13 protein-coding genes and 1 pseudogene are annotated in these 15184 nt (G+C 37.5%); 6 read left to right on the top strand and 8 right to left on the bottom strand.

Translation table 11 applies throughout. The features are described 5' to 3' along the window. The first annotated feature begins 1 nt into the window (after position 1). The 4 genes from L2567_RS18450 to L2567_RS18435 are packed head-to-tail and all read left to right on the top strand — an operon-like array spanning position 2 to position 3641. Positions 2 to 1354, top strand: coding sequence for a glycosyltransferase (locus L2567_RS18450; RefSeq protein WP_235299316.1), 1353 nt, complete (start codon positions 2 to 4; stop codon positions 1352 to 1354). Next, on the top strand, positions 1351 to 2229 hold the full coding sequence (locus tag L2567_RS18445) for an alpha-1,2-fucosyltransferase (RefSeq protein ID WP_235299315.1): 879 nt from the start codon (positions 1351 to 1353) through the stop codon (positions 2227 to 2229). The genes L2567_RS18450 and L2567_RS18445 overlap by 4 nt, the downstream gene beginning before the upstream one ends. Continuing rightward, positions 2230 to 2961, top strand: a complete 732-nt coding sequence (locus L2567_RS18440; RefSeq protein ID WP_235299314.1) for a sulfotransferase domain-containing protein — start codon at positions 2230 to 2232, stop codon at positions 2959 to 2961. After that, entirely contained in the window at positions 2958 to 3641 is a 684-nt protein-coding gene (locus L2567_RS18435) for an FkbM family methyltransferase (protein WP_235299313.1), read from the top strand. The genes L2567_RS18440 and L2567_RS18435 overlap by 4 nt, the downstream gene beginning before the upstream one ends. Here the strand turns inward: L2567_RS18435 and L2567_RS18430 are convergent. After that, on the bottom strand, positions 3636 to 5798 hold the full coding sequence (locus L2567_RS18430) for a T9SS type A sorting domain-containing protein (RefSeq protein ID WP_235299312.1): 2163 nt from the start codon (positions 5796 to 5798) through the stop codon (positions 3636 to 3638). The two genes, L2567_RS18435 and L2567_RS18430, sit on opposite strands and share 6 nt — an antisense overlap. A 162-nt stretch (positions 5799 to 5960) precedes the next feature. On the opposite strand from L2567_RS18430, the gene L2567_RS18425 reads away from it, so the two are divergent. After that, positions 5961 to 6347: a hypothetical protein gene (locus L2567_RS18425; protein ID WP_235299311.1), complete on the top strand. Its 387-nt coding sequence runs from the start codon at positions 5961 to 5963 to the stop codon at positions 6345 to 6347. 31 nt (positions 6348 to 6378) lie between these two features. Then, on the top strand, positions 6379 to 8604 hold the full coding sequence (locus tag L2567_RS18420; RefSeq protein ID WP_235299309.1) for a TonB-dependent receptor: 2226 nt from the start codon (positions 6379 to 6381) through the stop codon (positions 8602 to 8604). On the opposite strand, the gene L2567_RS18415 is transcribed toward L2567_RS18420, so the two are convergent. The 7 genes and pseudogenes from L2567_RS18415 to L2567_RS18385 all read right to left on the bottom strand — a co-directional run bounded on the left by L2567_RS18415 (position 8582) and on the right by L2567_RS18385 (position 15181). Continuing rightward, positions 8582 to 9754 (bottom strand): glycosyltransferase family 4 protein, encoded by a 1173-nt coding sequence (locus tag L2567_RS18415; RefSeq protein WP_235299307.1) that lies wholly within the window; start codon positions 9752 to 9754, stop codon positions 8582 to 8584. The two genes, L2567_RS18420 and L2567_RS18415, sit on opposite strands and share 23 nt — an antisense overlap. A gap of 31 nt (positions 9755 to 9785) precedes the next feature. Next, the gene (locus tag L2567_RS18410) at positions 9786 to 10913 is read right to left on the bottom strand and encodes a mannose-1-phosphate guanylyltransferase (RefSeq protein WP_235299306.1); all 1128 of its coding nucleotides are present in this window, start codon (positions 10911 to 10913) and stop codon (positions 9786 to 9788) included. Then, complete coding sequence (locus L2567_RS18405) at positions 10910 to 11644, bottom strand: D-hexose-6-phosphate mutarotase (RefSeq protein ID WP_235299305.1); 735 nt, start codon at positions 11642 to 11644, stop codon at positions 10910 to 10912. Before L2567_RS18405 ends, L2567_RS18410 begins: the two co-directional genes overlap by 4 nt. A gap of 102 nt (positions 11645 to 11746) precedes the next feature. Continuing rightward, complete coding sequence (locus tag L2567_RS18400; protein ID WP_235299304.1) at positions 11747 to 12799, bottom strand: sugar phosphate isomerase/epimerase family protein; 1053 nt, start codon at positions 12797 to 12799, stop codon at positions 11747 to 11749. 55 nt (positions 12800 to 12854) lie between these two features. Continuing rightward, positions 12855 to 13203, bottom strand: a pseudogene (locus tag L2567_RS21365) (four helix bundle protein). A gap of 34 nt (positions 13204 to 13237) precedes the next feature. Then, the gene (locus L2567_RS18390) at positions 13238 to 14476 is read right to left on the bottom strand and encodes a nucleoside permease (RefSeq protein ID WP_235299301.1); all 1239 of its coding nucleotides are present in this window, start codon (positions 14474 to 14476) and stop codon (positions 13238 to 13240) included. Between the two features lie 3 nt (positions 14477 to 14479). Further along, entirely contained in the window at positions 14480 to 15181 is a 702-nt protein-coding gene (locus L2567_RS18385; RefSeq protein WP_235299300.1) for a class I SAM-dependent methyltransferase, read from the bottom strand. Positions 15182 to 15184: the final 3 nt, after the last annotated feature.

The raw sequence follows: 15184 nt of genomic DNA, 5'->3' as shown, positions 1-15184 counted from the left end.
TATGGCTCACATTTTATGTATCACTTCCGGTTTAACTGGGATAAGCAATGCTAGTCTAGAACTTTGCAAAAGGTTGCAGAATGAAGGAAATACTATTGTTGCAGGAGCTGTCAGAGACAAAAGCAATTTCTATGAGTTGAATGGATTTGAATTTGTTAAATTTCCAGAGATAAAAGTTAATACAGTTCCCAAAACGTCCCCGGCCTTCCAAAAAATGGGAAAAATAGGAACCTTGCTTTTTAGCATTCTATTTTTTCGTAAAAGAAGAAGAGACGCCTACATTGCGGTCTATCCCGATAAGTTTATTGAATATATAAGTAGGCATAATTTTGATGCTATTATAATCGATATTGAACTCCATGAGTTTATTATTTCAGCTTATGCACTAAAACAAAGAGTGATTTTATTATCTCAGTGGTTTTCCATCTGGAGATCTAAAGGCTTACCTTACCTATTGACTTCTACTATTCCGAATAAGGAGAATCTTGACGCCATCGAGAAGGAATGGGATAATCTTGCTGAGGAAAGAAGAAAAATGAACTGGATGAAGAAATGGTTATCTTTTGGGACGGATCGAAGGACAGTATTGAAACGAATGGCCAGAAATATGGGTTTTCCAAGAAAATTCATTGAGTTGGATTTCTGGCCAGGTATTTTCCACTACGACCAATTACCAGTTTTTTCCATGACCCTAGAAGGCCTTGAGTTTCCTCATGAGAAAAGGCCCAATCTCTTCTATATTGGCCCCATGGTATTTGAAGAGAGAAAAGAACAAATTTTCGAGAAGAATTTCATAACATTAATAGAAGATCAAAAAGCAAAAGGTCAGAAAATCATAGTTGGCACATTTAGTACATTAAATTCGGAGAATACCGCATTCTTCAACAAACTAGTTTCTATTTTCAGATCACAGCCTGAATGGTCACTATTTATAGGCATTAGTAATCTGGACTATAAATTAAGGGCAAGCTTGCCCCAAAATGTATTTGTATTCAACTTTTTACCTCAAATCAAAGCCCTCCGATATGCTGATATCTCGATAAATCATGGGGGAATTCACACCATCAATGAATGCATTCATTTTGGAGTACCAATGTTGGTTTATTCAGGAGGTCGTTCCGATCAAAATGGATGCGCTGCGCGTATACAGTATCACCAGGTAGGATTGCGAGGTGATCGCAATACCGAAAGTGATGATCAAATCAAAAAGAAAATTCGCAAATTACTCAGCGACGAGAACTTTCAAAATAATGTTTTAAAATTTCAGAAAGAGTATTTACTTCAAAAGCAAAAACAATCTTTAACCAAGTTGATTGATCAATTAGAACTCCATTATATCACTGAAACAATATGATTAAAGTCAGGCTCAAAGGTGGTTTAGGGAATCAGATGTTTCAATATGCCTTCGGTCAAGCAATGGCCAAAAAACTGTCTACTGACGTGAAGTATGATCTAAGTTCACTATTGAACAGAAGAAAGCAGAAAGGATTTGTCTATAGAAATTATGATCTGGATGTATTTAGACTAGAACCACAATTTGATATAAACAGAAACATCATTTCTTCACTTCATGGAATTAAAAATGCTAGAATTTCAGGCCTGATCATGAAATACGTTCAATGGCAAAATACTTTTTTCAAAGAACGATTCTTTCATTTTGATCAGGAACTTTATGAAAACCCGAGAGATGAGGTATTGTATGATGGTTGGTGGCAAAGTCACCGCTATTTTGATGCAATAGAGGATGATTTAAGAGCAGACTTTACGTTCAGAGAGAAGGTCATTGACCATTCGACGAAACTTTACCATGATATTATTGATAGTAATTCAATTTGTCTCAACGTAAGAAGAACAGATTTTTTAAAAAACGAAGTTTTAAATGCTACAGATTTATCCTACTTTAAGAAAGGAGTAAAATTTATGCAGGAAAATGTCGATTCACCAAGCTTTTTTATCTTTTCGGATGATATCAATTGGTGTCGAGAGAATTTTGGATTTTTAGATAAAAATACCATTGTCGATCACTCGCATAAAGGAAAAAAGTTTGAAAATTATTTAAACTTAATGAAATCATGTAAGCACTTTATTATACCAAACAGCTCATTTGCTTATTGGGCAGCGTATCTGAGCAATTATTCCAATAAAATAGTTGTAGCGCCTAAAAAGTGGTTTACAGATGATTCTATCATCACAGATGATTTAGTACATAAAGACTGGATACGCTTATAATTGAAAAACCCACTATACATACGAAAACATTTAGATTGCCTGATTGTATCTTCAGGTGGGGTAGGCACAACCTTATTGATAAAAGAACTTTCAAAGTGGCTCGTATGTAATTGTCCAGATAATACGGATGGATACAAACATATGTTTTTGCCGCCCCTAAATTGTCCTGATCTTAAAGTGATTTACATTTATGGTGATCCAGTGGTAGCAACCTTATCTCTTTTTAGGAGAAAGTATCAAACTACCCAAAGCTTGCTTCTCAGAAAATACATTCCTGACAATCCGGTTTTGGATATAGACATGACCATTGAGGAATATGCCCAAAAAAAGAGAGATATCCTTCATTTGCAAGATCACTTTACCAATTGGTTTTCCAGATTTCAAGCACACCAATCACTTTTTCTTTCATACGAAACGCTGTTTGAAAATTTAGAAGTTATCCAAAATTTCTTACAAGTCCCCAACGATTTCATCAGTGACTTTCCTCCTTTAAGAGAAAGGAAGTCTAAATTGGAGGATACCACTACTAAAACTGTTCACTTGCTTTGTCAATCCTACGAAGCATTTATTGAGCAACAAAAGGCCATTCCAAAACCCTTAATTTTGGAGAAACAAACGCATTACTTCCCATTTCGATATAAAATTTATAGAAGAACTTTGTTTCACTATCTAATTTCTAAAATTGAGCTGGCTAGAAAATTTAAGCAATATTTACATAGACGAAAGAAATGAAACTTTTAAGTAGAGTTCTGGTTGCCTCTGGTAAGAGAGTAATGAAACTTGGTAAAGCTATGCAGCGCCAGGATAAAGAATGGACGGAGATATTGAGAAAATGGAAAGAAGAAAATAAGTCCAGAAATTATCGTTACACCTACCCTGATCTTGGTAAGAATAGCCTGGTATTGGATTTGGGAGGTTACGAAGGTCAATGGGCAAGTGATATATATAGTAGATATAGATGCAAAATGCTTGTTTTCGAGCCCAATCCCAGCTTTTGTAATCAGATTAAAGAAAGATTTGAATTAAACCCAGATATAGAAGTTTACTGTTTTGGTTTGGCACCGAAGGATCAGCAGATTTCTTTAGGGATAGACAAAGATTCTACCTCCGTTTATAAATGTGGAAATAAATCCATAATTGCAAACTTAAAGGGCATCTCTGAGTTTATAGATCAAAGAAAAATAGATGAGGTTGATTTGATGAAAATCAATATCGAAGGAGGGGAGTATGAACTCTTAGAATATTTGATCAGCTCTGGATTAATTAATAAAATTAAACAAATACAGGTCCAATTTCATCACTTTATGCCTAATGCGAAAAAAAGAATGTACGAGATTCAAAGTCAACTACAAAAGACTCATTACACGACCTATCAATTTCCTTTTCTATGGGAGAATTGGAAAATATTATAGGATGATTAGCGTATATTTTTGAGCGCCTTTTTTTGTAACAATTGTCAAAATATAGGTGCCCGCTGATATCTGATTATTTAAAATGATCTGATTATTTGGCGTTTCGAACACTTTTTGATCTACAAGATTCCCCGATGAACTTTCTAATTGATATTCCTTGAAGTATTCAATTGTTGTTATTGTGCCACCCTTTTGGACAGGATTTGGATACAAAAAGGCAGTATCTTTTCTATCAATTTCATCTGAACTAGAAAGAACAATTTTTTCAGTTTTTGTATTAGCATGACATAAATTCGAAGCTTCCAATGTGACCTCAAATTCCATAGAAGAATCATAAGGAATAAAGATTTCATCTTGTGTCGAGGTGCTTCCGTCTGGTAGTGTCCATGTAATTTGATCAGCGTTTTGTGATGAATTAATAAGGTGTAAAATGTTGTCGTTCAAAGTATAGGAAAAATCGGCTTTTACATTATAGGGTTGGACGGTATCGATAAAAATATGGGCTCCACTGCTTAGATTTCGAAAAGTCCCGCTGGGAGATGTAACAAGATCTACACTTCTTATTAGATAGGAGACATTTAAATCGTCTAAGTATACACATGAATCCATAAAACTGTTTGAGGAAATGGGATGATCATTTATGAGGGTGTATTTTTTTTCATAATCGCCCTTTCTATATATGAAGTAACCCAATACATCTTCATTGAAAGGAGGTTCCCAATTTATACTGATTATACCCCCATCTTGAGAATATTCTAAATTGCGAGGAGGAACAGAAACAAATGATTTCAAGGTAGGGTCACCAAGAAGGTTGCTGTGTATGGACCTTGGAAAATAACCAGCTTCATAGATAGATGAGTTGTTTTGAGAAAGCCTGGTAATATAACCTAGAGGAAATCCCATAGCCATTGGATGGAAATGCCAATTTGGAGCACCAGTATAGTTGGTTGCAAGTACGTCACCAGAGGCTAATATTGATCGCAGGAAATTATTTGGGTAATCATAATCTCCGAAATAGGATCCAAAAAAACCAGTAAAGGTCACCAAAAAGTCCTTTTCTGCATAAGTGGAACTGTTTCCCAGACCTGTGCCGCTCGTATAAGAGCCACTTGCGCCACCATAATACCAGAGATAAGAATTTGTAAACGCATCATTCCATTCCTGATAAACAATACTATCGAGTGATACCAGAGCACTAAAATTTCTAATGCCGTTTTGACCAAGTCCACCATTCCATGGGTTTGTGTTTTTTACTATTGCTTTCCTTCTAGGCTGATATTCACCTTTCCTGTATTTGATATTTTTGAGTATGTAGTCTTCAAGGAGTTCATATTCATTTTTTTCAAATACATCCAATTCAGAAAAGTCTATGCGTCCAACAGCTATTTCTATGTCACTCGGAATGTAGGACTGATCAAATCGACCGTCACCTGGAACATTATGGTTTCTATCATTTTCAGAGCTGGTATTACTTACCAACGTGTCGGTCCACATACCATCCAAATCTCCGTAGTACAAATCAGCTGGCCATGCACCTTTATGATCAGTGTGAGCATCGGGATTTATATTACCTGAGTGTGGAACAGGCACATCACCTAATAGAATGATGGAATGAATTTTTGACATTGATTTAGCGGTTTCTAAAATAGACTCCTTAACTGCTATGGCAGAGGCGCTATTTTTAACTACTATCGATTCTGTATAAAATCCATCTGCTTCAAGAGCGTCTACAAATCCACGGATCACATCACTAATATTTGCCATTGTTTTTTCTTCGATCACAAGCAAGACAGGACTAATGGATGGCGAAATTGGATATTCAATACCAGAGTATAGATATCCATATCCCACTAACGTGTCAACAAATTTTATGACTCTGTATTCTATAATTTGGTTAATAGGCACAAGCTGGTCTAAATAAGAGGTTTCACTACCGTCGCTCACCATCAAAGGTTCTCCCCACGATTGATCATCCAACGTTTTTCTGTAAAGTTCATATCGAAATCCTTCAGGATCATGTATCCAATTAATTTGCAAAGCTGTATCAGCCACTACTTCAGCGTACATCTTGACTGATCGATGGGTATCGAAAATGTTTTGTGAGTGTAACTGAGAGCAGAGAATAATTATCGGAAATAAGAATACAGCTTTCGACATTTTATTATTTAATGATGATAGAGCATTAAAATTGTTTCCTTTAGAAAACTTTCATTGATATACCCTTCGTATTTAGGTTATAGTTTCTTTACAATAAATGAACAAGTTTTGCCAATATATATTTTATATCTTTAATTAATGGTTAATGGTCCAAAAGCCTATATGGAATCCGAAGAAAAGAAAGTTCTTGCTTATATTTTGATAGCGGTCATGTTTTTTGCTACATTTTCTCCGGTTACAATTGAATTGTACCATCTAACAAGCCATGCAGATGATATTATTTTAGGGGAATACCACTTTCACAACCACGATAGCAATGAAGTTGGGCACTCGCATAAGATATTAAAGCAATCTGATAATGATAAAGAGTCTAAAAACAAACATGTAAATACAGATTTGACAATCAAGAATAATAAGATTTTTAAATCAGATTGCAATGTCGATATTATTCAACGGGTATTTACTGAGCATTGCTTTTTTTATCAAAAGATTTTCTCTATTTTTCATAGAGAAGTTCTGTTACCACCTCCAAATCCTGCTTTAGTCTGAAAAAATATTATTCATTCTAAAGTTTACAAACATGAGAAAATCAATTCTTTTTGTAATACTTTCTGTGATTTCTTTAAATGTTATAAGTCAAGATATTACAGGAAGTATTTATTCAGTATCTGGAGAACCAATTGTAGAAGCTTACATTTTCACTTCAGAAAAAAATATTCATAGTCATTCTGATATTTCAGGAAATTTTATTTTAAAAGGTGCAGAAGTAGGAGACACAGTTCATTTCAGCTACTTAGGTTTTGCCACTGCTAAGCACATCGTCACGGATGAGGATTTTGAGCGAGAAGTAGAAATCAAGATGAAGCCTAAATATTTCGAGCTCGATCAGGTTTATATATCTAATTCAGTTAAAACACCTTACCAGGTAGCAAATATAGACCTTAGCGTTGACCCAGTTAGTTCTTCTCAGGAAATTTTGAGAAAGGTTCCAGGATTATTTATTGGCCAACATGCAGGTGGAGGAAAAGCAGAGCAGATTTTTTTGAGGGGCTTTGATATCGATCATGGAACTGATATTACGTTATCAGTAGATGGTATGCCTGTAAATATGGTGTCACATGCACATGGTCAGGGATATGCAGATCTGCATTTTGTAATTCCTGAAACCATTGACCAAATTGATTTTGGAAAAGGTCCATATTATGCTGATCAAGGTAATTTTAATACTGCTGGTTACGTAGCTTTCAAAACAAAGGATAAGATCGATGAAAGTAAAGTTGGTGTAGAGTATGGTCAATTCAACACATCGAGATTTTTCGGATTGTTCGATATTTTAGGTTCAGAGAAAAACAAGAACGCTTATGTCGCCTCTGAGTATTTGTTGAGTGATGGTCCGTTTGAAAGTCCTCAGAATTTTTCCCGGTTAAATGTGATGGCGAAATACAATCAAACTTTCAATTCAGGAAACAGGCTTTCTTTACTTTTCAGTCGGTTCCAAAGTAAATGGGATGCCTCTGGACAAATTCCGCAAAGACTGGTTGAAAACGGAACGATATCAAGATTTGGAGCAGTAGACGATACCGAAGGGGGGAATACTGCGAGAACCAACGTTTTATTGGATTATACGAAAATTATTGGCATGAACAGTTTCGTAAAAACCAAGTCATACTATGTCAAGTATGATTTTGAACTGTTTTCCAACTTTACATTTTTTCTGGAGGACCCTGTTAACGGAGATCAAATCAGACAACATGAGGATAGAGAAATATATGGATTAGAATCCAGTCTTTTTCAGACCATTGACAATAGTTTTGGTGACATTGAACTCAATTTTGGGGTGGGAGTTAGACATGATGATATAGATGATAACGAATTATCGTGGACGATAAATAGGAAGACATTGAGGGAGAGGGTCGCTTTCGGAGATGTAAATGAAACCAACTTTTATTCCTTTGCCAATGCGGAATTTGACTTTGGACCATTTATGATTAATCCAGGACTTCGATTTGATTATTTTAATAGTCATTATGTAGACCGTCTCAGTACGGCATATAGCTCTGAAAAAGCCTCTAATGCAATAGTTTCTCCTAAATTAAATGTGATCTATAATCCTGGACCTACGCTTCAATTGTACCTGAAATCTGGAATAGGTTTTCACTCGAATGATACTAGAGCTGTTGTTGTTAAAGATGGTTTGGAAATACTACCTCCAGCCTACGGGATCGACTTGGGGACTACATGGAAACCGATAAAAAGACTTTGGATCAATACAGCTCTCTGGTATTTATTTTTGGAACAAGAATTTGTATACGTAGGAGATGCAGGGATCGTGGAGCCAAGTGGTAGAACCAATCGTAGAGGCATTGAATTTGGCATGAGATACCAGATTGTGGATGAAGTTTTCTTTAATTCAGATATTACCTATACCCATGCTCGGTCTGTAGAAGCCGAAGGAGAAAATTATATTCCTCTTGCGCCCTCATTTACGGCAACTGGAGGGCTCAACTACAAATCATTTAACGGGCTGCAAGGAGGGCTGCAATATCGATATATCAGTGATAGGCCTGCAAATGAAGACTTTTCGATAACAGCATTAGGTTATTTAGTCATGGATTTGAATATGAGCTATCGGATTGGTCAGGTTACTTTGGGTTTTAACATAGAAAACCTGTTTAATACTGAATGGAATGAAGCACAGTTTGCCACAGAATCAAGGCTGAGAAATGAAAGTGTACCTGTGGAGGAATTACACTTTACTCCAGGTGCTCCATTTTTCTTCAGAGCTAATGTAGCCTATAGTTTTTAGATTGGGATTCTGATTTAGGTTGGTTTGGGAGAAAAGAATGAATGACCTCCATATATTCATTGATGATAAGACTTTCATCATATTGTCTGATCATTTTTTTTCTCCCAAGCTTACCCATCACAATTTTATCCTCTTCTGAAAGCGCTAAGAACAGCTCAATTTTATGGACTAGATCTTCTACACTCTTCGGTTTAGTAATAAAACCATTAACTCCATCATCTACAAGATCTCTGCAGCCTACATTATCGGTTGTAATAATTGGAGTTTCCATTGCGGCGGCCTCCATTAAAATTCTTGAAATGCCCTCCCTGTAAAACGAAGGGAATACTAAGCATGAGGCTCTTTGCAGGACTGGCCTGATATCTGAAGTTTCTCCTAGATATCTAATTATTTTCTGCTTTTGCCACTCTGCAATTTCATCGTAGCTAACAGCCTTAGGATTTGAAGAATCTATAAATCCTATCATTTCAAATCTCGTTCTCGGATGTCTGGATCTAACTATTTTAGCTGCTTCAACAAACTCACGTATTCCTTTATCCCAAATTAATCGACCGGCAAAAAGAAATCTTTGTACACCCTGAAAGCTTTTATTCTTTTTGGGTGAAAACCATTCAGTATTAATGCCTTCACTTTTTAGAACTCTGGCTTTTTTGGAACGAACGATTCGCTTATAAACAAAAACATCCCGATCATTTTCATTTAAAAACCAAAGCTCTTTGCTGACGTATGCAGCAAATCGATAAAGAAAAACGGTAATCCACCTGATCATGAAATTCTTAAATTCAAATAAGTGACCTAATCCTGTTGTAATGGATATAGAAGGAATTCGATGCCAAAAGGCCGCGATGCTCCCGTAGATATTTGGTTTGATTGTATAATGAAAAATGAGTTGAGGACGAATAGTTCTGTATATTTTCGACAATTGGAATATAATTTTCAGATCGTCGATGGGATTAATACTATAATTTTTGATGAATATTTCTCTGTAAGTGATACCCTCGGAAATAAGTTTAGAAGTAAATCTGTCTCGTGGCGCTACCACAGTTATATCAAAACCTTTTCTGGTCAAGGCACGGATTAGCCCTAATCTGAAATTGTAAAGACTCCATGAAGTATTGGAGACCAGTATTATTTTTCTCTTGTTTTTCAATCTTTTGTAAAGTACAAAGACTTTACCATTTTTATTTTAGCTTCTTTACTACTGCTTTGATCTCTTGCTCACCCTTTTTCGGATAAATCAAAAGTGCTCCAGGTTCGTCTACTACGATAAAGTCATCCAAACCCTTTAAAACCACGACTCGTTCGTTTTGAGCCCTAATAAAGGTATTTTTAGTTTCTGTGACATGATATTTACGAGCTTGAATCACATTTCCGTTTTCATCCTTTTCTAAATATGCATGAAGGCTATTCCAGGTTCCCAAGTCACTCCAGCCAATGTCAGAAGGAATGACATAGGTATTGGTAGCCTTTTCCAAAATGGCATAGTCCACTGAAATTTTAGAAGTCTTAGGGTAGACTTCGTCAATGTAATCTTGCTCATCTGCGGTTCCAAACTTTTGTTCTTCTTCACAAAGTGTTTTCAAGATATCTGCTGCATATTTTTCGTAGGCGTTTAAAATAGTCTTCAAACTCCATACAAACATGCCAGCATTCCAATAGTAGTTTCCAGCCGCCAGGTACTGTTGTGCAGTTTTGCGATCAGGTTTCTCACGGAAAGATTGAACTGGAAGAGGAGTATTTTGATCAGAGAGCTGAGAGGCTGCCTGTGGGGGAGCTGAGCGTTCTAAGTGCTTACCATCAAGATCGAGCTTCGAGCTTTTGTTCGTTTCGATATAACCGTAACCAGTATCCGGCCTGGTCGGCTGAATGCCTAGTGTCACAATGGCTTCATGGGCAGCAGCAAACTCAAAAGCGGCACTCAACTTCTTCAGATATTCGGTCTCCTTCAAGATCACATGGTCAGACGGTAATACCGCAAATACCGCATCGGGATTTATCGCTTTAATATGAAGTGCAGTATAAGCAACACAAGGTGCGGTATTATTCATTGATGGCTCACATAAGATGTTTTGCTCAGGCAGCTCAGGCAAATGTTTTTTCACCAGCGATTTATACCGAATATTGGTCACAATCAAAATCTGTTCCACAGAAACCAGTTCAATGCAGCGCTCAAATGTCAGTCGGATCAATGATTTTCCTACTCCTAGAATATCCAGGAATTGCTTTGGATGATCTACAGTGGATGCAGGCCAAAATCTGGATCCAATCCCTCCGGCCATAATGGCGATGTAATAATTATTGTTTGTCACTTCGATGAATTAATGGATATTTTTTGCTTAATAGTATACTCATCATTAGGTTTGATTTTTACTGGATCCAGATGTGTATTCGCAGCTTCTACACATACAAATTGCTCGAATCCATCGTCAGGCAGGTCTTTGATCTCTCGTGATTTTTTTGCTCCCGGATTCCAAATCACTGTGGATCCTGATCCTTCTTTGCTCACGGTAATCTCCCTTTTAAGAATAGGATCTTTTATAATGGATGGTTTAGCTGTCAAGTAGATGCGATCTGTCTCCCCATTGAAAATTAAGGTTCCCTTTTGCTGTTGATGTTCGTTCAAGACTTTATCGTAGTAAGCATTTTCCTCGTGTCCGTGAATACTGATCTTATGAATATTTCCTACTTGAAAATAAGTATGTAATGCTTGAGTGACCTCAAAGGTACGAAACATCGTGTTTTTAGTGATAAGGGTTAAGGTCAATGTTGGCCCGTCTTCCTCCACCAGCAAGGTAAGTGTTGCTTCATTAGTGAACAATTTGAATTTGTTTTCAGACTTTCTTTGCCAGGGACTGATTCTCGCTGTACCATGGGATGGTTTGCCTTGTCGTGGTCCAAACCACGGCCAACAAATGGGAACACCACCTCTGATGGCTTCACCCTCTTTCATGATCGCATTTGGACTTAGGTAAAGCACCTCTTGGTGTCCTTCAGGAATCCAGGAAACTAAATGAGCGGTATGTTCTGCAAATTTTAGCATAATAAAGATTTTTAAATAGGGCTACTTTAGAATGAACAGCCAAAAATGAATCAATAAAATGTTACTCAGGTTAAAATTCAAAGTGTACGTCGCAAATCTAATTTACAACCCCAACATTGATCTTAATTCCGAATCTTCAAATTCTCCACCTGCGAAATCATCGAAAACCTTTTTTGTTGCTTCGATGATGTGGCTGGCAATGAAAGGTGCTCCTTCTCTGGCACCTTGTTCCGGACTCTTGATACAACACTCCCACTCCATGACAGCCCACACATCGCGTCCGTATTGGGTAAGTTTCGAGAAGATGGTTTTCCAGTCGATCTGACCATCACCTGGTGATCGGTACCTTCCAGCCCTTTCACTCCAGTCCAGGTAACCACCAAAAGCGCCTTTCTTTCCTGTAGGGTTAAACTCAGAATCTTTGACGTGAAATGCTTTGATGAATTCATGATAGTGGTCTATGTATTCTAGATAGTCCAATTGCTGTAGTATAAAATGACTGGGATCATATAGAATACTCACTGCTTCATGATGGTCGGTTTCTTTCAGAAATCGCTCAAAGGTTACACCATCATGTAGATCTTCACCAGGATGTATTTCATAGCAACAGGCGACACCATTATCCTTAAATACATCCAGTATCGGTAACCACCTATGGGCTAATTCTTTAAATCCGAGATCAACCAATCCTTTTGGTCTTTGTGGCCAGGGATGGGCTGCATACCATAGCAAAGCTCCTGAAAAGGTGGCATGTGCATTGAGCCCTAATCTTCGGCTGGCGATCGCTGCATCTTTCACTTGTTGGATTGCCCATTCCGTGCGCTTTTGAGGATTTCGCTTACAGTCATCGGGCGCAAAATTGTCAAACATAAGATCATATGCAGGGTGTACTGCGACAAGTTGACCTTGCAAGTGCGTAGATAGCTCGGTGATTTCTAAGCCGTAACCGTTCACTTTCCCTTTAAGCTCATCGGCATAAGTTTGGCTTTCAGCTGCCAGACTAAGGTCCATCAGTCGAGACTCTCCTGTCGGAATTTGTATTCCCTTGTAGCCTAGGTCTGCTGCCCATTGACATAAACCGTCTAAAGAGTTAAAAGGAGGATGGTCATCCATGAATTGTGCTAGAAAAATGGCGGGTCCTTTGATTGTTTGCATATGTTTAAAGTTTTAAGTTATAAGTATTGAGTTGAAAGTACTTAGCTAGATTTTTTTATTGCAGAGATTTAATCAGACCGTTGAGCATTTTATTTACCTCTATATTCTTTTCTTGCAATCGAATGAAAGTTTCTTCCGATAAATATTCTAAATCTCTGGCTAGTAAAAGTAAATAGCTTGCTTCCTGATTAGAGCCTCTAGCTATATATAAACCTCAAAAAGTCTTTCGTTGTGTTTCTGGCTTGTCCTTCTACTAAGTTGATCCCAACGGAAGCAGACGCCCTTCTCAATTGACTAGTCAACCCATACATTTCTTCCTTAGGAAATTGTTTTGTAGCCTCGTATATATCTATCGAATTCAGATGAGCCTTTTGCCATACTTTTAATTGTTTATAATCACTCAAAACTCAAAACTTACATCTAGCAACTAACATCTAACTACTCCTCCTTATACCTCACCTCCTCATTTCTAAAAAATATAGAAAATAATATCATTACAAGTAAAGCAAAAGCCGCTGGTAAGAGCCATACACCTTGCCAATTATGTACACTTTCGCTTAAAAGATAGTAATCGGTGATTTTTCCGGCGACCCAGAATCCTATCAACATACCCACTCCATAGGTTGCCAAAGTGATTAATCCCTGAGCAGCGCTCTTTACTTTTTCGCCTGCCTTTGAGTCGGTATATATCTGGCCGGAAACAAAGAAGAAATCATAGCATATACCGTGCAAAGCGATGCCAATGATCAACATGAAGGCCAGCTCACCAGCATTACCGTAGGCAAAAAGGATATACCTGATTACCCAGGCCAACATGGCAACTAAAATGGTAATTTTAAATCCAAATCTCTTAAAGAATACCGGTAAGAGCAACATAAATATGACCTCGGATACCTGACCAATGGCCATTTTCCCTGTTGGATTATTAACCCCGATCTCTGCTAAAAAAGGATTGGTCGTCTGATAATAAAAAGCCAGTGGAATACAAATTAAAACAGATGAAATAAAGAAGATCAAGAAGTTGCGATCTTTCAGTAACCTCAGAGCATCCAGGCCCAATATAGTTCCCAGGTCAACCTTGTCCTTTTTATCGTACTTAGGAGGCGTTTTCGGGAGGGTAAAGCTGTAGAGGCCAAGAACCGCAGATGCTATGGCGGTCACGAGAAATGTATTTCTGAGTAGCCCTTGTTCTATTTGTTCGGGTGAATCCCAATGAAATAAAAAACTGATGGAAAGACCAGCTAATATCCAGCCTACGGTACCCCAAACCCGTATCAATGAAAATTCCTTTTCCGGATCTTCCATTTGATTAAAAGAAATACTATTCACCAATGCCAAAGTGGGCATATAAGCGATCATGTAACCCAGAACATAGGGATAGAAGCTGGTAAAATCAGTGCTATTATACATTTGATACATCAGAAAAGCACCAAGAAGGTGAAGAATGCCCAGAATTTTTTCTGCATTGATGAACCGATCGGCTATGAGTCCGATGATAAAAGGTGCAATGATGGCACCCCAGGATTGAGTAGAGAATGCCATGGCCGTTTGGCTTCCATTGGCCCCCAAATTATTAAAAAGGAAAGTACCTAAAGTGACGAACCAGGCCCCCCAGATAAAGAATTCGAGGAACATCATGATGGATAGGCGGGTTTTAATGACTGTTTTCGCGTTCAATTGTTATTTCTGTTTTGATTTCATGACTAAAATAGCATTAGAAGAAAAGTACGGATTATTTATCTTTCTGATAATGAGACAGTATAACTTTTCTATTTCATGTAGCCATTTAATGCTGCCGAGGTAACTGTGACCCAGGTAGCCATCAAAGGAGAGGACTTTGTAGCCTATGGAATCAAACCAACTAATTGTCGATTTAAGAGGTCCAGTACATTTTTTATAATAAGCTTTGAATTTTCCATGATCAATGGGATCGCGTTTCTGTAGCTTATAAACTATGAAATTCGAAAGCCGAGAGGGAAGTAGGAGATTCAGCAAGCTGGGAAGTCCGTATTTTGTAGCGAAGAAATGACAGACTATACTTTCGGGTTTCATCATGGACAAGATATTTTGATGAAAAGACATTGGATCATTAAGATGCTCAAGTAGCATTTGGGAGAAAATCAGGTCGAATTTCTGTGAGAGGGGCTCTATACTAAGATCATGAACAACTCTGGTTGATTTTGCAGTCGTAGCCTTTTGAAGCTCTAGCGGGTCTATGTCAAGAATGGTATACTCGAGTTTTAACGCCTCGACTTGTTGATCCGAAAAGAAAGGGTTTGCTCCTGCGCCTATCTCAAGAACAGAGGAGATTTTGTCATCTTTTGCTACCTCAGTGATCAGCTTTTCAAAATCCAGCCAGGAATAGTCAACAGACTTCAGCAACGG

It is taken from the genome of Portibacter marinus, assembly GCF_021533195.1.
In the GTDB taxonomy this organism is placed as follows: domain Bacteria; phylum Bacteroidota; class Bacteroidia; order Chitinophagales; family Saprospiraceae; genus Portibacter; species Portibacter marinus.
The sequence above is the reverse complement of the archived record's forward strand: the minus strand, read 5'-3'. Positions and strand labels throughout refer to the sequence as shown.